This is a genomic window from Streptomyces sp. NPDC020489 (assembly GCF_044386545.1).
Classification (GTDB): Bacteria; Actinomycetota; Actinomycetes; order Streptomycetales; family Streptomycetaceae; genus Streptomyces.
Map to the genome: position 1 here is coordinate 114,325 of NZ_JBIRUZ010000005.1, position 23,186 is coordinate 137,510.

The 23,186-nt window shown below is 69.2% G+C and carries 12 protein-coding genes and 1 pseudogene; 5 read left to right on the top strand and 8 right to left on the bottom strand.

Annotated features, from left to right (window positions below; genetic code table 11):
• Window positions 1–16: 16 nt before the first annotated feature.
• Genes ACH41F_RS14540 through ACH41F_RS14550 form a run of 3 tightly spaced genes read right to left on the bottom strand, consistent with a single transcriptional unit; the run spans window position 17 to window position 3,469 of the window.
• Window positions 17–988 (bottom strand): ABC transporter permease, encoded by a 972-nt coding sequence (locus ACH41F_RS14540; RefSeq protein ID WP_398835549.1) that lies wholly within the window; start codon window positions 986–988, stop codon window positions 17–19.
• Between the two features lies 1 nt (window position 989).
• Complete coding sequence (locus ACH41F_RS14545) at window positions 990–1,961, bottom strand: ABC transporter permease (protein ID WP_398835551.1); 972 nt, start codon at window positions 1,959–1,961, stop codon at window positions 990–992.
• Window positions 1,958–3,469 carry a sugar ABC transporter ATP-binding protein gene (locus ACH41F_RS14550; protein ID WP_398835553.1) on the bottom strand — a complete coding sequence of 504 codons (1,512 nt, stop codon included), beginning with the start codon at window positions 3,467–3,469 and terminating at the stop codon, window positions 1,958–1,960. The genes ACH41F_RS14545 and ACH41F_RS14550 overlap by 4 nt, the downstream gene beginning before the upstream one ends.
• Window positions 3,470–4,128: 659 nt before the next feature.
• Here ACH41F_RS14550 and ACH41F_RS14555 point away from each other — a divergent pair.
• The 3 genes from ACH41F_RS14555 to ACH41F_RS14565 all read left to right on the top strand — a co-directional run bounded on the left by ACH41F_RS14555 (window position 4,129) and on the right by ACH41F_RS14565 (window position 10,601).
• The gene (locus ACH41F_RS14555) at window positions 4,129–7,680 is read left to right on the top strand and encodes a ThuA domain-containing protein (protein ID WP_398835555.1); all 3,552 of its coding nucleotides are present in this window, start codon (window positions 4,129–4,131) and stop codon (window positions 7,678–7,680) included.
• Window positions 7,681–7,751: 71 nt separating this feature from the next.
• Window positions 7,752–9,239 carry an arabinofuranosidase catalytic domain-containing protein gene (locus tag ACH41F_RS14560; RefSeq protein ID WP_398835558.1) on the top strand — a complete coding sequence of 496 codons (1,488 nt, stop codon included), beginning with the start codon at window positions 7,752–7,754 and terminating at the stop codon, window positions 9,237–9,239.
• A gap of 30 nt (window positions 9,240–9,269) precedes the next feature.
• Window positions 9,270–10,601: a ricin-type beta-trefoil lectin domain protein gene (locus tag ACH41F_RS14565; RefSeq protein ID WP_398835561.1), complete on the top strand. Its 1,332-nt coding sequence runs from the start codon at window positions 9,270–9,272 to the stop codon at window positions 10,599–10,601.
• A 101-nt stretch (window positions 10,602–10,702) separates the two neighbouring features.
• Here ACH41F_RS14565 and ACH41F_RS14570 read toward each other — a convergent pair whose 3' ends face one another.
• The 5 genes and pseudogenes from ACH41F_RS14570 to ACH41F_RS14590 all read right to left on the bottom strand — a co-directional run bounded on the left by ACH41F_RS14570 (window position 10,703) and on the right by ACH41F_RS14590 (window position 19,388).
• Window positions 10,703–12,415 carry a ThuA domain-containing protein gene (locus ACH41F_RS14570; RefSeq protein ID WP_398835563.1) on the bottom strand — a complete coding sequence of 571 codons (1,713 nt, stop codon included), beginning with the start codon at window positions 12,413–12,415 and terminating at the stop codon, window positions 10,703–10,705.
• Between the two features lie 29 nt (window positions 12,416–12,444).
• Window positions 12,445–15,285 carry a carbohydrate-binding protein gene (locus ACH41F_RS14575; RefSeq protein WP_398835566.1) on the bottom strand — a complete coding sequence of 947 codons (2,841 nt, stop codon included), beginning with the start codon at window positions 15,283–15,285 and terminating at the stop codon, window positions 12,445–12,447.
• Between the two features lie 493 nt (window positions 15,286–15,778).
• Window positions 15,779–16,275 (bottom strand): annotated as a pseudogene (locus ACH41F_RS14580) (hypothetical protein); the annotation flags it as partial.
• A 236-nt stretch (window positions 16,276–16,511) separates the two neighbouring features.
• Entirely contained in the window at window positions 16,512–16,979 is a 468-nt protein-coding gene (locus tag ACH41F_RS14585; protein WP_398835568.1) for a MarR family transcriptional regulator, read from the bottom strand.
• Window positions 16,980–17,198: 219 nt separating this feature from the next.
• Window positions 17,199–19,388 carry a WD40/YVTN/BNR-like repeat-containing protein gene (locus ACH41F_RS14590; protein ID WP_398835571.1) on the bottom strand — a complete coding sequence of 730 codons (2,190 nt, stop codon included), beginning with the start codon at window positions 19,386–19,388 and terminating at the stop codon, window positions 17,199–17,201.
• Window positions 19,389–19,978: 590 nt separating this feature from the next.
• Here ACH41F_RS14590 and ACH41F_RS14595 point away from each other — a divergent pair.
• Both ACH41F_RS14595 and ACH41F_RS14600 read left to right on the top strand, forming a co-directional pair.
• Complete coding sequence (locus ACH41F_RS14595; RefSeq protein ID WP_398835574.1) at window positions 19,979–21,394, top strand: non-reducing end alpha-L-arabinofuranosidase family hydrolase; 1,416 nt, start codon at window positions 19,979–19,981, stop codon at window positions 21,392–21,394.
• 86 nt (window positions 21,395–21,480) lie between these two features.
• Window positions 21,481–23,127, top strand: a complete 1,647-nt coding sequence (locus tag ACH41F_RS14600; protein WP_398835576.1) for a glycoside hydrolase family 27 protein — start codon at window positions 21,481–21,483, stop codon at window positions 23,125–23,127.
• Window positions 23,128–23,186: the final 59 nt, after the last annotated feature.

Genomic DNA, 23,186 nt, shown 5'->3' on the forward strand with positions numbered 1-23,186 from the left:
CCTCACTGGATCCCCTTCATCTGGACGGGAGACGGAAGGACGCCGACGCCACGGCGAGCAGAATGATCGCGCCCTGGACGGTCGGTTCGAGGGCGCCGGAGACGCCGTAGAAGTTCATGAGCGTGAAGAGCGTCTCGAGGGTCAGCGCGCCCAGCATCGCGCCGACGACGGAACCGCGGCCCCCGCCCAGAGCGACACCGCCGAGGACCGCCGCGGTGATCGCGCCGAACTCCAGGCCGGCACCGGCCTGGAACGACACTCCGCTGTACCCGCCGATCAGGACCGCGGCGAGCGTGGCGGCGAGTCCGCTGAGGACGAACGCCATGGTCTTGGCGCGCCATACGCGCACGCCGCTCAGTTCGGCGGTGCGCGGGTTGCCGCCGACGGCGACCAGGGTGCGGCCGAAGTCCGAACGCGTCAGCACCAGCGCCACAGCGGCCGCCGCCACCAGGATGAGCAGGGCGTACGGTATCCGGCCCAGCACGGGCACGTCCTCGAACGCCGACCGGCCGAGCCGGCGGAACTCCTCGGAGAGGCCGCCCCTGGGGGCACCGTTGGTCCACAGGTACACGGCGCCGACGAGGATCAGGAACATCCCGAGGGTCGTGATGAACGACGGCACCCGCAGCCGCGTGGTGACGAGGCCGTTGACGAGGCCGACGGCGATGCCGAACGCGAACAGGAGCGCGACGACGGGCCAGCCGGCCGACGGATCGCCGTCGATCAACCGGGCCGCGATGACCACCTGTGCGGTGACCAGGGAGCCGACGGACAGGTCCAACTCGCCGGAGACGATCACGAAGTACTGGCCGGCGGCGAGCAGGACGACCGGCGCGGAGCGGCCGAGGAACGACATCAGCGACGGCGGCGAGAGGAAGTCCGGTTGGCGGACGGTCAGCAGAACCAGCAACACCGCCAGGATCATGACGATCGGTGCGAGACCGCCGGAGCGGAAGGTGAGGAGCCTCGGTGGGCGCGCGATCTTCATGCTAGGACGCCTTTCGCGTCGCCCGGCGGGCGTAGACGGCGACCGCCGCGATGATGATCACGCCACGGATGACCTGCTTGAAGAACACGTCGACCTCGAGCTGGTTGAAGACGGCGTCGATGCTCGCGAGCAGCAGCACCCCGCCGACCGTGCCGACGACGCCGCCGCGCCCGCCGGCCAGGGCGGTGCCGCCGAGCACCACCGCGGCGATCGACTCCAGGTCGTACAGTCCCTCGGTGCCCACCCTCGGTGCGCCGGCGCCGAGCCGACTGGCGAGGTAGACCCCGGCGAGGCCGGCGCACAGGGCGCACAGCACATGGGCGGTGACGAGGACCCGGTTGCCCCGTACGCCGGAGAGCCGGGCGACCTCCGGGTCACCGCCCACGGCGATGAGGTGGTGGCCGAAGCGGGTGCGCGCCAGCACGAACCAGGCCGCGGCGGCTACGGCGAGCAGCAGCAGGAACGACAGCGGCACCGGGCCGACGCGCTGGTACCCCAGGCCCTGCACGAGGGCGGGCGCGGTCTTGCCGGCCGGGCCGTCGTACCCGTGGTCGAGGTAACCCTTCAGCAGCAGTCCGACGCCGACGGTCGCGATGAAGGGGTTGATCCGCGCGGCGGTGACGAGCAGGCCGTTGACGAGGCCGATCGCGGCGCTGACGGCGAGCGTCAGACCGATCGCGGGCAGCAGCGCACCGTCGTCACCGGCCATGGTCTCGGCGGCGACGAGGGTGCTCAGGCTGACCACGTACGCCACGGACAGGTCCAGCGAGCCCCCGATGACGACCAGCGTCTGGCCGACCGCGACGAGGCCCAGACCGGCGGCGACGTGCAGCAGGCTCACCGTCGTCGGCAGGGTGAACAACCGGCCGCCGTCGACCGTGACGACGATCCAGCCGACCGCCAGGGTGAGGACCAGGGCGACGAACACGCCGGGCGGGGTCCGCCGGGCCGGCAAAGACAGCGCGCCGCTCATCCGGCCGCCTCCCGCGCGGTGCCGACCGCCAGGGCGACGACATCCTCCTCGGTCGCGCCGGCGGGTAGCTCGCCGGCGATCCGGCCGTCGCGCATGACGACGATCCGGTCGCTCATGCCGAGCAGCTCGGGCAGCTCGGACGAGACCATCAGCACGGCGGCGCCGTCGCGGGCCAGTCGGCGGACGAGGTCGTGGATCGCCGACTTGGCGCCCACGTCGATGCCTCGGGTCGGCTCGTCGAAGAGCAGGATCCGCGGGGCGAGCGCGAGCCACCTGGCCAGCACGACCTTCTGCTGGTTGCCCCCGGACAGGAAACGGACTTCCTGGTTTTCCCCCGCGGCGCGAAGCTCGACGGCAGCGAGCAGTTCCCGGACCCGCGCGGTCCGGGCACCGCGGCCGAGCCGTGCCGGGCGGACGGCGCGGCCGGCCAACAGCGCGTTGTCGAGCACCGACTGCTCGGCGACGATCCCCTCGCCCTTGCGGTCCTCAGAGACGTAGGCGATACCGGCCCGTATCGCGGCGCGGGGCGAGCGCAGCCGGACCGGCGCTCCGTCGACGGTCACCTGGCCGGTGCTGAACGGTGCGGCGCCGAACAGTGCGCGGGCCAGCGCCGACCGGCCGGAACCTTGCAGGCCGCCGACGCCGAGCACCTCGCCGGCGCGCAGCCGCAGGTCGATGCCGTGCAGCTTCCGGTTACCTCCGCCCCGGACGGTCAGCCGCACCGGGCCCAGCTCCTGCGGCTGCGCCGGGCCGGGGTAGTAGCTCGACAGCTCGCGGCCGACCATGTGCCGCACCAGCTCATCGGCGCTGGTATTCGCGGTGTTCAAGGTGGCCACCGCCCGGCCGTCCTTGAGCACGGTGATCCGGCTGGACAGGTCGAAGACCTCCCTGAGGCGGTGCGAGACGTACAGCACGCCGATCCCCTGCTCCTGCAACCGCCGCACGAGCGCGTAGAGCTGGTCGACTTCGTGGTCGGCGAGAGCCGCGGTGGGCTCGTCCATGATGAGCAGTCGCGCGTCCAGGGAGAGCGCCTTGACGATCTCGACCACCTGTTGCTGCGCGACGCCGAGCCGTCCCACGCGCGTGCCGGGCGGCAACGAGCCCTCCCCGATCGAGGCGAGGAGTTCCGCGGTGTGGCTGAGCATCGCCCTGCGGTCGACGAGCCCGCGGCGCAGGGGCTCGCGGCCCAGGCAGACGTTCTCCGCGACGGTGCGCTCGGGCAGCAGGGTCAACTCCTGGTAGACGATGCCGATACCGGCCTGGCGGGCCTCACGCGGGCTGCGGAACGTCCGCGGTGCGCCGGCGAACTCGACCGTTCCCTCGTCGGGTTGGTGGACGCCGGACACCACCTTCATGAGCGTGGACTTGCCCGCGCCGTTCTCGCCCACGACCGCGTGCACCTCACCCGGCCGAACCTGGAGGTCGACACCGTCGAGCACCCGCACGCCGAGGAACGACTTGCCGATGCCTCGCAGAGCGAGCAGCGGTGACGGCAGCAGGCCAGACATCGTGGGACCCTCTACATTCGCGTCGTCAGCAGGATCGAGTCACCGATAGCTGCATCGTTTGGGTGCGGTCGGCGTGAAATGACGGTTCCGCCCGCGAGCCATCGTCGAATAGCCGCGAATTCTCGCCGGATGTGATGGCGACATCGCGGCCCCGAGGTTAAATGCCTCGATGAGCGCCTGGCAATACACCGGACATCACAGAAGGACGTTCGCCGTTCGAACTGCGCAATGTGGGACGGCAATCAGCCGACAGCGATCGACACACCAAAATCTGTTATCGAGTCGGCCCGTCAGCGGTCGCGTGCCGCCCCTGAACGACTGATGCGCGAAATGTGTTATCGAATCGGCCCGACGACGGTCGCACGCCGCACCACGATGATTGATACGCAAAATGTGTTATGGAATCGGCCGCGCCCGAAGCATATTGACTCTTTCGAAAGGCCGCTGCATGCTGTCCGGCAGACCACGGGAGACGGTCGCATCTGGTGTGACGCCCCCCTCTCTTCCGTAGGGACTTGACTGCCCGTCACGGCGGACGGGACGACGAGCTGACGGCACATGCGGTCCTACGACGCGCTCAGGAACTGTGGCGCATCGCAGGTGCGGCCGACGCGTGCCCGTGGTCATGCCATCGTTGCTCCGCCGACATAGGAGACGGCATGCGTCGCATCATATTAATCTTCGGGGCGATCGCGAGCGTGCTCCTGTCGCTCGTCATCGCCCAACCGGCGTCAGCGGCCCCGACGTTCCGAGCCCTGGTCTTCACGAAGACAACCGGCTACCGGCACGATTCGATCCCCGCCGGCCTCACGATGTTCCGGGAGCAGGCGGCCGCCCACAACTTCGAGTTGGTCCACAGCGAGGACTCGAGTGTTTTCACCCCGGCCAACCTCGCCACCTTCGACGTGCTCATCATGTTCCAGACCTCGGGAATGGTGTGGACCACGACGGCCCAACGCCAGGCCGTGGAGGGCTATCTCGCCAGCGGCAAGGGCATCGTCGCGATCCACAACGCCACCGACATGGGCATCGAGAACGAGTACCCGTGGTGGGACCAGACCATCAACGGCGGCGCACACATGCCGGAGCACTCCCCCGGCGTGCTGCCCGGCACCGCCGTCGTCGCGGACAAGAAGCACCCCTCGACGGCCGGCCTGCCGGACCGTTGGAACCGCAGCGAGGAGTGGTACAACTTCGACCGCAACCCCCGCGGTGACGTCCATGTCCTGGTCACCGCGGACGAGCGCACGTACAACCCCGGCTCCCGCGCCATGGGACCGGACCACCCCATCTCCTGGTGCCGCAACACCGGCGGCGGCCGCGTGTGGGCCACCGCCATGGGGCACGACAGCGCGGCCTACAGCGAGACCCACTTCCGCAACCACGTCCTCGGGGGCGTCAAGTGGGCGGCCGGCAACGAGCCCGGCGACTGCGGCGGCACCGTGTGGAGCAACTTCGAAAAACGCACCCTCGACGACAACACCGCAGATCCGATGGCCCTCGCGGTCGCCCCGGACGGGCGGGTGCTCTACGTCCAGCGCGCCGGGCAGCTGAAGATCTTCAAACCGACCACGAACAACACCGTGACAGCGGGCACCCTCAGCGTCTACACCGGCGGAGAGGACGGTCTCACCGGCTTGGCACTCGACCCCGACTTCGCCCGCAACGGCTACGTGTACCTGTATCACTCCCCGGCCGGAGTCCCGACCGACATCAACCGGGTCTCCCGGTTCACGCTCACCGGCGACACCCTGAACATGTCGAGCCAGGTGACGATCATCGACATCCCCGCGACCCGGGACCGCACGTTCGCCGAACCCGGACACACCGGCGGATACATCGAGTTCGGCCCCGACAAGAACCTCTACATCGGCACCGGGGACGACGTCCCACCGAACCTCGACTCCAACTGGCAGGGCTACGCCCCGCTGGACTGGCGGCCGGGCAAGGCCAACCTCGACGCCGCCCGCACCGCCGGCAACACCAACGACCTGCGGGGCAAGCTCCTGCGCATCCGGCCGTCGGCCGACGGCGGCTACACCGTCCCGGCCGGCAACCTCTACCCGCAGGGCACGGCGCAGACCCGGCCGGAGATCTACGCGATGGGCTTCCGCAACCCGTTCCGCTTCTCCATCGACCCGGACAACGGGTGGGTCTACCTCGCCGACTACGGCCCGGACCGGGGCGGCCCCGCGACGAACCGCGGCCCCGAAGGGCTCGTCGAGCTCAATGTCATCAAGACCCCGGGCAACTACGGCTGGCCGTTCTGCCACGGCAACAACCAGGCCTACGCGCCCTACAACCCGAGCACCGGCGCCGTCGGCGCCAAGTTCAACTGCAACGCGCCGGTCAACAACTCGCCGAACAACACCGGCCTGACCAACCTCAAGCCGATCGTCGCGCCGAACATGTGGTACGGCTACGACGTCTCCCCGGACTTCCCCGAACTCGGCTCCGGCGGCTCGGCGCCGATGGGCGGACCGGTCTACCGCTACAACGCCGCGAACCCGTCCGACACGAAGTTCCCGCCGTACTACGACGGGGTCCACTTCTTCTACGAGTGGTCGCGCCACACCATCAAAGAGGTCCACTTCGACTCCGCGACCGCGGTCACCCGGACCAACCCCTTCATGCCCGCCGGCAAGTTCCTCAAGCCCATGGACATGGAGTTCGGGCCCGACGGCTCGCTGTACCTGCTCGAATGGGGCAACAACTTCTCCGGTGGCAACAACGACTCGGGTCTCTACCGCATCGACTACAACCACGGCGGACGGTCGCCGATCGCCAAAGCCACCGGAACACCCACCAACGGGAACGCGCCACTGAACGTGCAGTTCAGCAGCGCGGGATCCACGGACCCGGATCCCGGCAACACGCTCGGCTACCACTGGACGTTCGGCGACGGCACCACGTCCACGGCGGCCAACCCGTCCCACACCTACACCGCCAACGGCAACTACACCGCCCAGCTCAAGGTCACCGACAACACCGGAAAGACGGCCTTCGCCAACGTGCCGATCACCGTGGGCAACACCGCACCGAAGGTCACCATCACGATTCCGTCCGACGGCGGCATGCTGGACTTCGGCGACCGCGTCCCGTACAAGGTGTCCGTCTCGGACCCCGGCGGCGCGCCCGTCGACTGCGCCAAGGTGTTCGTCAATCCCGCCCTCGGCCACGACGACCACCAGCACGAGACCACGGACCACCCGGGGTGCTCGGGCACCATCGACACGACGCTGCTGGGCGGGCACCCCGACGGCGCCAACCTGTACTACGTCCTCAACGCCCGCTACACCGACGACGGCGGCCCCGGCGGTGCGAACCCGCTCACCGGCTACGCCCAGGCGATCCTCCAACCCAAGCACAAGCAGGCCGAGTTCTACACCGACCAGTCGGGTGTGCAGATCGTCGAGCAGGCCGGCGCGGAGAGCGGCAAACGGGTCGGCAACATCTCCGACGGCGACTGGATCGCGTTCAAACCGATGAGCCTGTCGGGTGTCACGAGCGTGCGCTACCGCCTGTCGTCGCCGAGCGGCGGCGGATCGATCGAGCTGCGCGCCGACTCCCCGACCGGCACGCTCCTGGCCACGACACCCGTGCCAAGCACCGGCGGCTGGAACACCTACCAGTCCACGCCGGCGGTGAACACGGCCGATCTCGCCGGCTCGCACTCGCTCTACCTGGTGTTCAAGGGCACCTCGAGCAACTGGTTCGACCTCGACTCGCTCACCTTCGGCGGCAACGGGGTCGGCGAACCGGGCAGCGGCGGCGGTGGCGTCGCCGGTCGCACCTGGACAGTCGCGGCGCAGCACAGCGGCAAATCCATGGACGTCAACAGCGCCTCGACTGCTGACGGCGCCCAGATCGTCCAGTGGCCGGCCACCGGCGCGGACAACCAGAAGTGGCAGGCCATCGACGCCGGTGGCGGCGCCGTCCACCTGAAGGCGGTGCACAGCGGCAAGTGCCTCGCCGTCGCGGGCGGGTCCACCGCCCAGGGCGCGTTCCTGCAACAGTCCACCTGCGACAACGGAAACCCGCAGAAGTTCGTCGTCACACCCACCACCACGGCGGGCGTGTACACGATGAAGAGCCTCCCCAGTGGTCTGTGCGTCGACGTCAACGGCGCCTCTACGGCTGACGGCGCACGACTCCTGCAGTGGAGCTGCCACGGCGGCACCAACCAACAGTGGCGGTTCACCGCCGTATAGCCCGTCCGGACGGGATGCCCGGCGCGGTTGCGCGCCGGGCATCCCTCCCTACGACCAGGTGAGGAACCGCCATGCTGTTTCGCCTACCCCGGTCCCGCTGGTACCGGCGTCTGTCCGCGCTGGGTGCCGTCCTGGTGCTCGTCGCGGTCGGCGCCACCGCGGTGGCGGCACCGATCGAGCCCGGGCAGAGCGCACCCCTCGTGGGCGCGCAGTCCGGCCGCTGCCTGACCGTCCCCGGCACCGCCAACGGCACCCAGACCCACCTCTGGGACTGCACCGGCACGACCGGCCAGACCTGGACCTACACCGCGAGCAGACAACTGACCGTCTCCGGCAACAAGTGCCTCGACGCCAGCGGACGCGGCACCACCAGCGGCACCCCGGTCATCGTCTGGGACTGCAACGGCCAGAACAACCAGCAGTGGAACGTCAACCCCAACGGCACCATCACCGGCGTCCACTCCGGACTCTGCCTCGACGCCAACGCCGCAGGCACCGCCAACGGCACCAGAATCACCCTCTGGAGCTGCCACGGCGGCACCAACCAGCAGTGGAACTCGCCGACCCCGCCGCCGGACCCGCCGGTGCCGGGCGGTGCGGGCACGTGCGACATCTACGCCTCGGGCGGCACCCCCTGCATCGCCGCCCACAGCACCGCACGAGCGCTCTACGGCACCTACACCGGCAACCTCTACCAGGTCCGGCGCTCCTCCGACAGCACGACCCGGAACATCGGCGTCCGCAGCGCGGGCGGCACCGCCGACGCGGCGACGCAGGACTCGTTCTGCGCGGGGACCACCTGTGTCGTCACCGTCGTCTACGACCAGTCCGGCCGCGGGAACGACCTCTGGTACCAGGGATCGAGTGTCGTTCCCGGATCCAGCCAGAGCCGCCCGGCGGTCGCGACGTCGGAGTCGCTGGCGGTCGGCGGCAGCAAGGCCTACTCGCTCTACATCAACCCCGGCAACAGCTACTGGCGGGACGGCCACCTGACCGGCGTACCGACCGGCAGCGCCCCCGAAGGCATGTACATGGTGACCAGCGGCACCCATGTCAACGGCGGCTGCTGCTTCGACTACGGCAACAGTGAGACGACCCGAGCGGCCGACGCGGCCGGGGCGATGGACGCGATCAACTTCAGCACCCAGTGCTGGTTCGGCGGCTGCGCCGGCTCCGGCCCATGGGTCCAGGCCGACCTCGAATGGGGCCTCTACTCCGGTGGCAGCCAGACCTGGAACCCGAACCAGCGGGCCTTCACCAGCAAGTTCGTGACAGCGATGTTGAAGAACAACGGGACGAGCCGTTTCGCGCTCAAGGGCGGCAACGGCCAGACCGGAAGCCTGACCACGCTCTGGGACGGCGCGCTTCCGCCCGGCTACAGCCCCATGAAGAAGCAGGGCGCCATCATCCTCGGCAGCGGTGGTGACTGCTGCAAGCCCGGCGGCGGCGCGAACCTCAGCGCCGGCACCTTCTACGAGGGCGCGATGGTGTCCGGATACCCCTCCGACGCGACCGAGAGCGCGGTGCAGGCAAACATCGTCGCCGCCGGCTACCGCTGAGTCGCTACACCCATGAACGGAGAAAACAGGATGCGACAAGGCACCGATCGTCACCGATGGCGCGCGCAGATAGCCGTGCTCATCACGCTCCTCCTCGCCGCGGCCGGCATCGGCGGCATCACGAGCACGTCTGCCGCCGCCGAGGCCGCCTCCCTCACCGCGAGCGCCGGATGTGGCAAACCGCCCGCGCTGTCGAGTGGTCCGCACTCGATCCAGAGCAGCGGCAAGACGCGGAACTACATCCTGCGGTTGCCCGCCAGCTACGACAACAACCGCCCGTACCGACTGGTCTTCGGCTTCCACTGGAACGGCGGCACCGCGGGCGACGTCGACTCGGGCGGAACCAGCGGATACCCCTGGTCGTACTACGGCCTGCGGGCGATCTCGAACGACAGCGCGATCTTCGTCGCACCCCAGGGCCTCGGGAACGGCTGGGCCAACTCCAATGGCGAGGACCTGACCTTCGTGGACGACATGATCAGGCAGATCGACGCGGGCCTGTGTGTCGACACGGACCGGCGCTTCGCCGCGGGTTTCAGCTACGGAGGCGGCATGAGTTTCGCCCTCGCGTGCGCCCGGCCGACAGTGTTCCGCGCGGTCGCCGTCTACGCGGGCGGACAGTTGAGCGGGTGCAACGGCGGCACCCAGCCGGTCGCGTACATCGGACTGCACGGCCTGCGGGACCCGGTGCTCCCGATCGCCACAGGACGTTCGCTGCGGGACAGGTTCGTGCGGAACAACGGCTGCACTCCCCAGAACCCGCCGGAGCCGGCGCGGGGCAGCCTCACGCACGTCGTCACGACCTACTCGGGGTGCCGCGCCGGCTACCCCGTGGCCTGGGCCGCCTTCGACGCCGGGCACACCCCCAATCCTGTCGACGGATCGGCCGGCGACTACGAACCGGGTGAGAGGTCGTGGACCCGGGCGGTGGTCTGGAACTTCTTCACACAGTTCGACGGCACGACGCCCAACCCGCCGAACCCGACCACGTTCCGGCTGACCAACCAGGGTTCGGGCCGGTGCCTGGACGTCAACGGCGAGAACGCGGCCAACGGCACACCGATGATCATCTGGGACTGCCACAGCAACGCCAACCAGCGGTTCACCCAGAACGGTGCGGCGCTGCAGGTGCTGGGCAAGTGCGTGCACGTCCCGGCCGACGCCGCCGCCGGCACACGGGTGCAGATCCAGGACTGCAACGGTGGCGCCAACCAGAGTTGGGTTCTCAACAGCAACGGCACGATCCGCAACGGCCAGAACGGGCTGTGCCTGGATGTCAGCGGCGCGAGCACCGCCAACGGCTCCGCGGTCATCGTGTGGACCTGCCACGACGGCGCCAACCAGCGCTGGACGCGCGCATAAGTGCATGAGATAGGGCGGTACGTGACATCACGTACCGCCCTCACTCCGGAAGGGCCACCGCCCCGTGGGGCTGGTGGCCCTTCCAGCGTGTCCGCGTCAGCTCAGGGCAGGGTCCATTTCTGGTTGGCGCCGCCGTTGCAGGTCCACAGGTGCACGAGGGTGCCGTCCGCGGAGTTGGCGCCCGACACGTCCAGGCACTTGCCCGACTGCGGACTGCGCAGCGAACCGTCCGCGTTCGCCTGCCAGTTCTGGTTGCCGCCGCCGTTGCAGGACCACAACTGGACCTTCGCCCCGTCGGCCGTGCTGTTACCGCTGACATCCAGGCACTTGCCCAGGGCCTTGACCGTCGAGCCCGGTGTCACCGTCCACTGCTGCCGCGCAGATCCCGTGCACGACGAGATCTGCACAGCGGTCCCGTCCGCCGAACTGCCGTCACGGACATCAAGACACTTGCCCGCGAGCCCCACGACCGGACCCGTGCCGGGTGTGGGCGTCGGGCCGCCGCCCAGGTCCTTGATCCGGACGTTGCGGAACGACACCTCGTCACCCGTGCCGTGGTTCTGGATGCCGACGTGGCCGGCGAGCGAGCGGGCGGGGTCGGTGTTGGTGAAGTCATTGATCTTCACGCCGTTGAGCCAGACCTGAAGCCGCTCGCCCTCCACCCGCAACTCGAAGGTGTTCCACTCGCCCGGTGGGTTGAGCGCCGCGTCCCGGGCAGCCGTGTCCGGGGCCTTCACGGCGTAGATCGACCCGGTCGTGCGGTCGGGCGCGTCGGTGGCGTCGATCTGGACCTCGTAGCCGTCGTCCAGTGCCGACTGTGGGTCGCTCGACGGTGGAAAGCCCACGATCACGCCGGAGTTGTCGTCGCCGGGCATCCTCCAGTCCAGCTTCAGCGAGTAGTTGGTGAACTGCCGGGCGTTGTACCAGAGCATGCCCATGCCGCCGTAGGAGGCGAGGGTGGCGTCCGAGTTGGTGAAGCCACCCGGGCCGGCCTGCGACCAGCCGGTGGTGGAGCCGTTGTAGAGGGTCGTGTAGCCGGTCTCGGGCCGGCAGTCGGCCTTGGTCCGGCCTGCCGCGTACCGGATGCCGCCGAGCAGGTGCGCCCGGAACGCCGGCTCCGTGTACGACGCCTGGCTGTGCCCGCCGCCGGTGTAGAAGGCCCGGCCGCCCGAGTGGGTCTTGCACCAGGAGTGCGGGTGGTCGGCGCCCATCGAGCCACCCGAGTACGAGGACTCGTCCAGCGTGGTGAGCACGCGCGCGGTGGTACGGGGGTTGGTCCGGAAGTTGTACCACTCGTCGGTGCGGGTCCAGGTCTGCGGCAGGTGGGCGGTCGCCGCGTGCGCCCGCCCCTCCACCTTGACGTTGGCCTGCTGGACGGCGGGGTGAGAGGCGAAGTAGGCGCCGACCAGATCGCCGTAGAACGGCCAGTTGTACTCCGTGTCCGCGGCCGAGTGGACGCCGACGAAGCCGCCGCCTGAGCCGATGTACGACTGGAAGGCCGACTGCTGGGTGTCGTTCAGGACGTCACCGGTGGTGTTGAGGAAGATCACCGCCTCGTAACGGCTCAGGTTGCCGGTGGTGAAGTGGTTGCCGTCCTCCGTGGCCGTCACCGTGAAACTGTTCGCGGCGCCGAGGTCGCGGATGGCCTGGATCCCCGCCGGGATCGAGTCGTGCCGGAATCCGGCGGTCTTGGAGAACACGAGGACGTCGTAGGACGTGTCCGCGGCACTGACGGGGCTGGGCTGCCCGAGGAGGGCCAGTGCGGCGAGTGTCGCGATCGCCCCACCGAGCAGGGTTCGGGGTTGTCTGCGCATGTCCGTCGCTCTCTTCCTGGTGACAGGTATCAGGGCAGGGTCCATTTCTGGTTGGCTCCGCCGTTGCAGGTCCACAGGTGCACGAGGGTGCCGTCCGCGGAGTTGGCGCCCGACACGTCCAGGCACTTGCCCGACTGCGGACTGCGCAGCGAACCGTCCGCGTTCGCCTGCCAGTTCTGGTTGCCGCCGCCGTTGCAGGACCACAACTGGACCTTCGCCCCGTCCGCCGTGCTGTTGCCGCTGACATCCAGGCACTTGCCCAGCGCCTTGACCGTCGAGCCCGGCGTCACCGTCCACTGCTGCCGCGCCGAGCCCGTGCACGACGAGATCTGCACCGCCGCCCCGTCCGCCGAACTGCCGTCACGGACATCCAGACACTTGCCCGCGAGCCCCACGACCGGACCCGTGCCGGGTGTCGGGCCGGCGCCGGGATTGAAGGTGAACGCGTCGACGTCGAAGAGGAATCCGGAGCCGCCGCTGAAGGTCAGGTAGAGCGTGGTGGTGCCGGCCGGCGCACCGGAGATTGATCCGCTGACGGTGGCGAAAGTCGTCCACGATCCGGTGACCGGGACGGTGGCGGAGCCGAGGACCGTGCCGGTCGGCGAGCCGGCCCGGATCTGCACCGTGCCGCCCGCGCCGGCTGACGACACCCGGGCGCTGAACGACGTGGCGTTGCTCAGCTTGTACGGCTCGAAGGCGATCCAGTCGCCGTTCTCGATGTCACCGACCGACTTGCCGCCCTCGGCGGTCGACTTGTCGTAGATGGTGATGCCGGACGAGGTCTTGTAGTGCTCGGCCTGCCGGTGCTTCGGCTGAAGGATGTGCTGGGTGTGCGTGGTGAGCCCGGCGCTGTCGGTGTACTCGGCGTCGAAGACCCCGAAGATGTTCGCGGCGTCGTCGTGCTCGCCGTCGACCGGGATGGTGATCGTGCCGGAGCAGCCGGTCTTCGACGTGACCGGATGGCCGTGGCTGTCGTGACCGACGATGTACGTCAGCTTGACCTTGGCGCAGTCGACCGTGCCGTCCTCCGGGTCCGTGACGGTGAGGCTGTAGGGCACGGTGTCGCCGAAGGCGAAGATCTCCCCCGCGGCGGGACTGTTGATGGTCACGGTCGGCGCGGTGTTGCCGACCGTGATCCGCACGTCGGCGGTGCCGGTGGCACCCTGCGGGTCACGCACGGTCAGCCTGGCCGTGTACTCGCCGTTCGTGCTGTACGTCTTCGTCGGGTTGGCGGCGGTGGAGGTGGTGCCGTCACCGAAGCTCCAGGCGTAGGTCAATGCCCCGCCCTCGGGGTCGGACGAGCCTGCCGAGGAGAAGGTCACGGTCAACGGCGCCGCGCCGGAGGTCCGGTTGGCGGAGGCCACCGCCGTGGGCGCCCGGTTGCCGGCGCCGACGTGGTCGAAGCGGTACAGGGCGGAGTACTGGTCGCCCTGGTAGAACCCGGAGCCGTAGTCCAGCACGTAGTAGGAGCCGTCCGGGCCGAACGCCGAGTCGATCACCTGCTTGCCGCTCCAGGGGAAGCTGTCGATGGTCCCCGGGGAGCCGTCGGCGTTGAGGTGGATCGGCTTGATCCAGCCGCGGCCGAACTCCGTGGCGAAGAACTGCCCGTCGAACGACTGGGGGAACTTCGTGGGCGAGCTGACGTCGGGGTCGTACCGGTACACCGGGCCTGCCATCGGCGACTCCGAGCCGCTGCCGAACGCCGACGGGCTGCCGGCCTCGCCGCCGTAGCGGATCCAGGCGGCCTTGGCGGGGGGCAGTGTGCTCAAGCCGGTGTTGCGGGGCGAGTTGTTCGTCGGTCCGCCCGAGCAGTTGTACTTCGCGCCTGCCGTGTTGGTGGCGAAGTCCCACTCGGCGTACGTCTCGGAGCTGGTGTTCGTGCCGGTGCAGTAGGGCCAGCCGTAGAAGCCCGGGCCGGTGACGCGGTTGAACTCGACCTGACCTTGCGGCCCGCGCGTCGTGGTGGCGCCGGCGTCGGGGCCGTAGTCGCCGACGTAGACGATGCCGGTGGCCTTGTCGACGCTCATCCGGAACGGGTTGCGCAGGCCCATCGCGTAGATCTCCGGCCTGGTCCTTGCCGTGCCGGGCGCGAACAGGTTGCCTGCCGGGATCGAGTACGACCCGTTATCGTTCACCTTGATGCGCAGGATCTTGCCGCGCAGGTCGTTGGTGTTGGCGGCGGAGCGTTGCGCGTCGAACGCCGGGTTGCGGTTGGTCCGTTCGTCGAGCGGGGCGTATCCGGCGGACTCGAACGGGTTGGTGTCGTCGCCGGTGGACAGGTACAGGTTGCCTGCCGCGTCGAAGTCGATGTCTCCGCCGGCGTGGCAGCAGATGCCTCGGTCGGCCGGCACGTCGAGGATGTCCACTCTGCTGGACTGGTTGAGCGTGAAGTCGGCGTTGAGCGTGAACCGGGAGAGCCGGTTGACGCCCTGCCACGCCGACCAGTTGCCGCCGGTGGTCGGGGCGTCGCCTCCTGGTGTGGACAGCGGCGGGGCGTAGTAGAGGTAGATGTGCCGGTTGGTGGCGAAACCCGGGTCGATGCCGATGCCCTGCAAGCCGTCCTCGTCGTGCGTGTACACGGGGATGTTGCCGATCACCGTGGTGGTGCCGCTCGCGTCCGTGCGGCGCACGGTCCCGTTGCGAGCGGTGTGCAGCACCGACCGGTCGGCGAGTACGGCCAGCGACATCGGCTCACCGACCTCCGCCACCCCGCGCGCCAGTTGGACCTGCTGGAAGTCGGCGGGGTTGATCGCGTGTGCCGACGCCGGTGTCGCACCGGACAAGACCGCGCTGAGCGCGGCCGCGATCAGGATCAGAGCCGAAGCGATGGCCGGCCAACGCGCGGGAGCCCTCTTGATTTTCATGAGCATGACAATGCGATCCCCTTCCTGAACAGGTGGCTGCCAGGCTTGGGGCGCGCGCTGCCGCGCCGATGCCGTAGCGGGATGTGGTGGTCGCCCTTTCGGCCCGCTGGGTGTGCGGGGGTGTGCTGGGTTTGCTTCAGCAGGGCCACTACGCCGAGCGGGGGCAACCGCTCGGAAACATGACATGTCGATGGCTACCGCGCTGTCGGGTCACATCGACGACCATGACGGTCCACCGACAAGGCTAGAAGGCCTCGGCCCGATGTGTCCATACGTCCTTCCGGATCAGCCGGACTTCCGGTCTCTTGCGGAGGAAGCGACGAAGAAGACGGCATACGCGCGGGCAGGGAGCGAAGTCCGAAGGCATCGCCCTCCACTCCCTGCCGTTGTCGACGGGCAGCGCACGGCGTCGATCATCTGCCGGTGGCCGTAGCCTCCGGATGCCCGCCGCAGGCCTCCCACCATCCCGGCACTGCCGGCAGTGCGCACCAGGCAGGCCACTCGGTCGCTCTAGTTCGGCCTCCGGGTCGTCCTGTAGTCACCGAGGAGGATGGGCGAGGCGTCGCTGCCGCGCTGGTTGCCGATACGGCCGTAGTCGTCGGGGGCGTCGACCTTGGTGAACTTGCCGTCCTTGTAGATCAGCAGGCCGTCCTCGCAGCCGATTCCGATGGCCTCGCCCTTGGCCGCGGCCTCGCCGTGGACGCCGGGGCACTTCTCGTTGCGCTTGATCTCCTTGTTGTTCTTGTCCAGGACGAGGGCGCCGGTGCGCTTCTCCTCGGTGCCGAGGGTGCTGAGGAGGTGGCCGTCGCTCAGCTCGATGGCGACGCCGCGGTGCGGCTCGGCGGAGGTGTAAGTGCGGCCCTGCGGCTTCTTGCCGCCGTCGAGGTCCTCGGGGTCGAAGACGTTGACCTCGCCGGTGCCGTCGGTGAACAGCACCGTCTTGCCGGCGTGCAGGACGACGTGCCCGGGCTTGCTGCCCTTGTACTCGACGCCGGTGAAGGTCTGCTCGGCGGCGCTGAAGACCGGAAACCGGCGTCAACCTGGACGGCGCACGCTCGGCGGACACCTGCCTTCTGCTCCACGACGGACGCCTGCTGGGACAGGGCGACCCCGATCAGCTGCTCACCGCCTCGACGCTCGCCCGCATGTGGCAGTCGGCGTGACACACAGGCGTCCGACCTGCCGCGGGCCCATGAGGGGGCGGGGCGCTGCGCCCCGCCCCTCATGGGCCGTCAGCCGACCGTCCCGCCCGCATTGCGGATCAGCCGCTGGAGCACCTTCACCGTGGTGACGTAGTCGGCGTCGTCGATACCCTCATGGAGGGCGCTGCGGATTGCGGGGGCGTTGCGGGCCATGTCGACGCGGGCCTGTTCCCCCTCTGTCGTGAGCCACAGCTTGCCCTCGGCGTCCCGAGCCAGCCAGCCGCGCCGCAGGAGCGCCTCGGCCTCTGCCGCCAGGTCGTCCTCGGGCCGGATGTAGGAGGCCATGGCCCGGCGCAGCTCGAGCAGGGTCATTCCCTCGCCGTCGGGCGAGACGTCGTTCACGGACAGATTGCGCAGCAGCCAGAACTGGGGCTGGGTGTAGCCCTTTTCAGCCTGTTGGGCCCGGGTGTACGCGATGAGCGCCTCGTAGGCGACTCCGGTCCAGTAGGCGGCCGGCTGTCCGGCGAGTTCGGCGTCGGAGACCTGCTGTGTCGTCATGGGTTGCCCCCTCCAAGCACTTCGGGCGGACCCGCACACCGTGCGGGTCATGACAACAACGTAGAAGCTCAAGTGCAGTTGAGGGCAAGCAGTTGAGGCACCCCGGCGAACATCGGCACGACGACGAGGCGCCCTGCTGTGACTTCTCGGCGGCGCATGGCCCTCTGCCTGGGCGGAGCCGCAGGCCATGGTGGCTGCGGCTCCGCACGGGCTCTGGGGTCAGGACGGGTCGCCGTACTGGAGGCCGCGTCCGTTGGTGCCGACGTAGACGCGGCCGTAGGTGTCGGGGTCGCCGGTGATGACGCCGACGCCGCCGATGGCGCCCCACTGGTGGGCGTTGTCGTTGACGCGGAGCCAGGTGGCGCCCTTGTCCGTGGAGCGGAAGACTCCGGTGACGTTCTTGACGGTGCCGATCAGGTACAGGGCCTGGTAGTTGGCGCCCGGCTTGGCCTTGCCGAAGCCGAGGGCGGAGGCGGACTGCACCGAGCTGAGCGTGGTGAAGGTGCGGCCGCCGTCGGTGGAGTGCAGCAGGCCCTTTCCGCCTCCGGCGATCCACAGGTCACCGGCGATCCCGGGGACGGCGGTGAGCTTTCCGGCGGGCAGGTTGCCGGCGCGGGCGGTGAAGGTCGCGCCGCCGTCGGTGCTGGCGTGGAGCGTGCCGCCGGACAGCGAGTAGAACGTCTTGGCCGAGGCGCGGTCGGCGACGACCACGGCCTCGTTGCCCAGGCCGTTGACCCTCGACCAGCTCGACCCGTTGTCGGTCGAGCGGTACGGGGCCTGACCGGCCTGGGTCCAGACGATGGCGGAACCGTCCGCCGAGAGCGCGACGTGACCGTCTTGGGCACTGGCCACCGGCTCCGTCCTGAAGCCCTTCCATGTGCGGCCGCCGTCGGTGGAGTAGGCGCCGTCCTGCTCACCGCCACGGCCGACGCGGACCATCAGCGCGGGCTTGGACTGCGCGAAGTCGATGTCGGTGCTGTTGGTCATGAGCGGGTTCTTCAGCCGCCCGGAGGGCACCTTGGTCAGGGAGTCGTGCCGGAAACCGCCCTGGTCGCCCATGGCGGTGACGACGGTGGCGCCGCCGGGCGGGGCGATCGCGTCCATCAGCGCGGTCTCCTCCAGCCCTCGGGCACCCATGCTCCAGTGGCTGGTGCCGCCGCTGTCGGAGGCATTGGCGTCCTCGCTGCGCAGGATGCCGTTGCCGGTGCCGTACAGCACGTGCCCGGAGTTGAAGGGGTCGATGGCCAGGGCGGTCATCCAGTGCCCGGTGTGCGTGCCGACGTAAGGAGCGGCGGAGGCGTTGCGCACCGACTTGTCGGCCAGCGCCTTCCAGGTCCTGCCGCCATTGGTGGTCCGGTAGATCTCGTCCTCGGGCCACCAGCGCCCGAGGGTGGTGACCATCACCGTGGACGGCTTGCGCGGGTCGACGGCCAGCCCGGAGAACCCGTAACTGCCCTGGGACGGGGAGATGTTCTTCCACGCCCCGCCGGCCGGCGTGTACTTCCACACCGAGCCCCCCGTCACCCCGTTGGGCCCGAGGTTGTCGGTGTACGTCAGGTACAGCGAGCCGTCGCCGGAGACCACGCCGTGCTGCGGCAGCTGACCGGTGGGTTGCCCGGAGACGGCCTGCCAGGTGGCGCCGCCGTCGGTGGAGCGGTACAGGGAGGTGGACCTGTCGTTGACGCCGACGTAGATCGTCTTGCTGCCGGCCGGGCCGTACGTCACGAAGGAGATGCCCGCGCCGCTGCTCGCCCCGTCCTTGACGGGGAACGACGAGACCTGACGCCATGTCACACCGTGGTCGGTGCTGCGCCACAGGCCGTTCTTACGGCTGCCCAGCAGGAGGGTGCCGTTGTCCGCGGGGTCGACCACCAACCGCTCGCCCGCCCCGCGGCCGTCCTCGTTGCCACCCAGCTTGAAGGGCAGGTTGGTGCGCTTGAAGGTGCGGCCCTTGTCAGTGGAACGCAGGATCGCGCCGTTGCCGGCCCACTCGTTGGTGTAGGTGCCGGCCCCGAGGTAGAGGCGCTTGGGGTCGACGGGGTCGGTGGCCACCGAGTCGATCCCCAGCAGGTTCCAGTCCTTCTCACCGATCCAGTCGGTCAACGGGACCCACCGCTCGGCCGCGGCGTCCCAGCGGTAGGCGCCACCCATGTCAGTACGCGCGTACAGCAGCCCCTTCTCCCGCGGGTTGAACACCAGCCCGGTGACATAACCGCCGCCCACCACCTGGGCGTTCTTCCACCTGTACGGCTCGGCCGCGGCCGTGGCCTGCGCACCGCTGGCCTGCGAGTCGTCCTGTGTGAACACCAGGTACGGCACAACGGCGGCGGGCACACCGAGCAGTACGGCGGTGGCGGTCCAGCGGCGGCGATGACGCCCGCGGCGTCCGCCGTTCGTGGGGTTGTTCATGGGGCGAGGAGCTCCTTGCATGGTGTTCATGAGAGAAAGCCGGATCCCGGCCCGCAGGGGCACTGGCCAGATCCGCTCCTTTGTCGCCACAGACCCCTCACAGGGTTGCCTTGATCCGGGAACTTTTTTCGGTGTGCGGCCGACGTCCCGCACGGCACCCTGCAATCAGGGGGACTGCCCCTCACACCCACATGGCGGGAATCCGCCTCTCAGAACATCCAATGTCTGACTTGACAGCAGGGTGATGATCCGTCAGAAGACCTGAACCAGACGGTAACTCGTGCCGCAAGGCTAGACAGCGGCAACATTCATGCCTCTTAATCCATCCCATGTATCAACGGAGAGGAACGAAGGGGCCGACGTCCCCATGGATGCCCGGCCTCCTCACCCAGGCGGTTTTGCCGGATGAGCCCCGTCCGAGCTGAATCGGCGTCAGGACCCGACCCAGGGGATTTTCTCCACCCCTTCCCTTGCCCGACTCTCCGACCAACGTTCGATATATCGCACATGTGAGCCGAGGTGCAGCCCCACCGTCCGCACAGCCCCGACGACGCCGACCAGAGCCGCTCTTCCCAAGGAACGAGGTCCCCATGCTCAAACGTACGTTCAGCCGCAGACACCTGCCCGTCGTGCTCGCGGCCGTGCTCGCCTCGGCGGCGACACTCGTCGCGAACCCGGCACAGGCGGCCACCAGCGGCGCCCTGCGCGGCACTGCTTCCGGCCGGTGTCTCGACGTGTCGGGCGCCGCCCAGACCGACGGCACGAACCTGCAGATCTACGACTGCTGGGGCGGAACCAACCAGCAGTGGACGCTGACGGACGACAACCAGCTGAGCGTGTACGGCAACAAGTGTCTGGATGTACCGGGCCACGCCACCACGGCCGGCACCCGGCCGGTGATCTGGTCCTGCAACGGCGGCACCAACCAGCAGTGGCGGGTCAACGCCGACGGCACCGTCGTCGCCGTGGAGTCCGGGCTGTGTCTGGACGTCAGCGGCGGCGCCACGGCCAACGGCACGGCGGTGCAGCTCTGGAACTGCACCGGCAGCAGCAACCAGAAGTGGAGCGGCCTGTCCACGCCGCCAGGCGGCACCTGCACCCTTCCCTCGACGTACCGGTGGAGTTCGACCGGTCCGCTGGCACAGCCCAGGAGCGGGTGGGCCTCGCTGAAGGACTTCACCACCGTGACGTACCAGGGCAAGCACCTCGTCTACGCGACCGCCTCCGACGGATCGTCATGGAAGTCGATGGGGTTCAGCCCCTTCACGAACTGGTCCGACATGGCGTCGGCCGGCCAGACCCAGATGAGCCAGGGCGCGGTGGCTCCCAAGCTCTTCTACTTCGCGCCCAAGAACATCTGGGTGCTCACCTCGAACGGGTGGGGCACCCAATGGCCCTTCGTCTACCGCACGTCGAGCGACCCCACCAACCCCAACGGCTGGTCGGCGGCGCAACCGCTGTTCACCGGCAGCCTCCCCGACGGCAGCGCCATCGACCCGACCATGATCGCGGACGGCCAGAACATGCACATGTTCTTCGCCGGTGACAACGGCAAGATCTACAAGTCGACCATGCCGATAGGCAACTTCCCGGCCAGCTTCGGCTCGTCGTACACGACGGTCATGAGCGACACGGTGAAGAACCTGTTCGAGGCGCCCGAGGTATACAAGGTCCAGGGCCAGAACCAGTACCTGATGATCGTCGAGGCTCGGGGCGCGACCGAGCAGCGCTTCTTCCGCTCGTTCACGGCCACCAGCCTGAACGGTCCGTGGACCCCGCAGGCCGCCACCGAGTCCACCCCCTTCGCGGGCAAGGCCAACAGCGGCGCCACCTGGACCAACGACATCAGCCACGGCGACCTGGTCCGCAACAACCCCGACCAGACCATGACCATCGACCCCTGCAACCTTCAATTCCTGTACCAGGGCCTGTCCCCCAACACACCGTCGAACACCCCCTACATCCAACTGCCGTACCGACCGGGCCTGCTCACCCTCCAGCGCTGACCCGCACGCACGCCACCACCAGCTCGTGACCGTGCTGACAGGCACGGTCACGAGCGGCCTCCGGCTCGTCTCCCAGGAAGGAACCCATGCTCCCCCTCCCCAGACGACTGCTGCGTCTCCTCGCGGCCACCGCGCTGACACTCACCGCCTGCGTCACCGCCTCCGCCACCACGACGGCCGAAGCGGCTCCCGGCAGCCCCGCCCTCACCCCTCCGCTGGGCTGGAACAGCTGGAACAGCTTCGGGTGCGGGATCACCGAGGCCCAGGTCCGCCAGGCCGCCGACACGATGGTGTCCTCGGGCATGCGGGACGCCGGCTACCAGTACGTGGTGGTCGACGACTGCTGGTTCGACCCGCAGCGCGACGCGGCGGGCAACCTGCGGGCCAACCCCACCAAGTTCCCCAGCGGGATGAAGGCGCTCGGCGACTACATCCACGGCAAGGGCCTGAAGTTCGGCATCTACCAGGCCCCCAACGAGAAGACGTGCGCCCAGGGCGTGGGCACCTACCCCGGCTCCACCGGCAGCAAGGGCCACGAGAGGCAGGACGCCACCACGTTCGCCTCCTGGGGCGTGGACTACCTCAAGTACGACTGGTGCTCCGGCAACGGCACCCTCAACGAGCAGATCGCACAGTTCACCCTCATGCGTGACGCCCTGCGCGCCACCGGCCGGCCGATCGTCTACAGCATCAACCCCAACAGCTTCCACTCCCCCACCGGCGACAAGTACAACTGGGGGCAGGTCGCCGACCTCTGGCGGACCACCGAGGACCTGCTCGACATCTGGCAGAACGGCAACACCAACAGCTACCCGATGGGTGTGGGCAACGTCCTGGACGTCACCGCACCGCTGGCCGCGCAGTCCGGCCCCGGCCACTGGAACGACCCCGACATGCTCGTCGTGGGCCGCCCCGGCCTGACGCTGACCGAGTCGCGCTCCCACTTCGCCCTGTGGGCGCTCATGGGTGCCCCGCTCATGGCCGGCAACGACATCCGCACCATGTCCGCCGACGTGAGCGCCATCCTGCGCAACCCCCGCCTGCTGGCCGTCAACCAGGACTCGCTCGGCGCGGGCGGACGCCGAGTGCGCGACGACGGCAACACCGAGGTGTTCGCCAAGCCCCTCAAGGACGGCTCGGTCGCCGTAGGACTGTTCAACCGGGGCGGCGGCACCGCGACCGTCTCCACCACGGCCGCTCAAGTGGGCCTGTCCGGCGGGTCGTTCACCCTCACGGACCTGTGGACCGGCGGCACGTCCAGTACGTCCGGACAGATCTCGGCGAGCGTCCCCGCGCACGGTGTCGCCGTGTTCAAGGTGAGCGGCGGCACCCCACTGGCCGCCACCACCTCACGCCTGCGCGGCAACGCCTCGGGCCGCTGCCTGGACGTCGACAACGCCGCCACCGCGGCCGGGTCCGCGGCGCTGCTCTGGGACTGCCACACCGCCGCCAACCAGCTGTGGACCACCTGGGCCGGCGGCGAGATCCGCGTCTACGGCGACAAGTGCCTGGACGCCTACAACCAAGGCACCACCAACGGCACCCGGGTCATCATCTGGCCCTGCAACGGTCAGAACAACCAGAAGTGGACCACACAGGCCGACGGGTCGATCCGCAACGTCAATGCCGGGCTGTGCCTCGACGCCAACGGAGCCGGCACCGCCAACGGCACCCCGCTGGTGCTGTGGAGCTGCAACGGCCAGAGCAACCAGAAGTGGACAGCACTGCCGTGACGGCGCGTTCCCCGCGGCGATCAGGCCGCTGCCTCAGCCACGACTCGCAGAAGAGGACA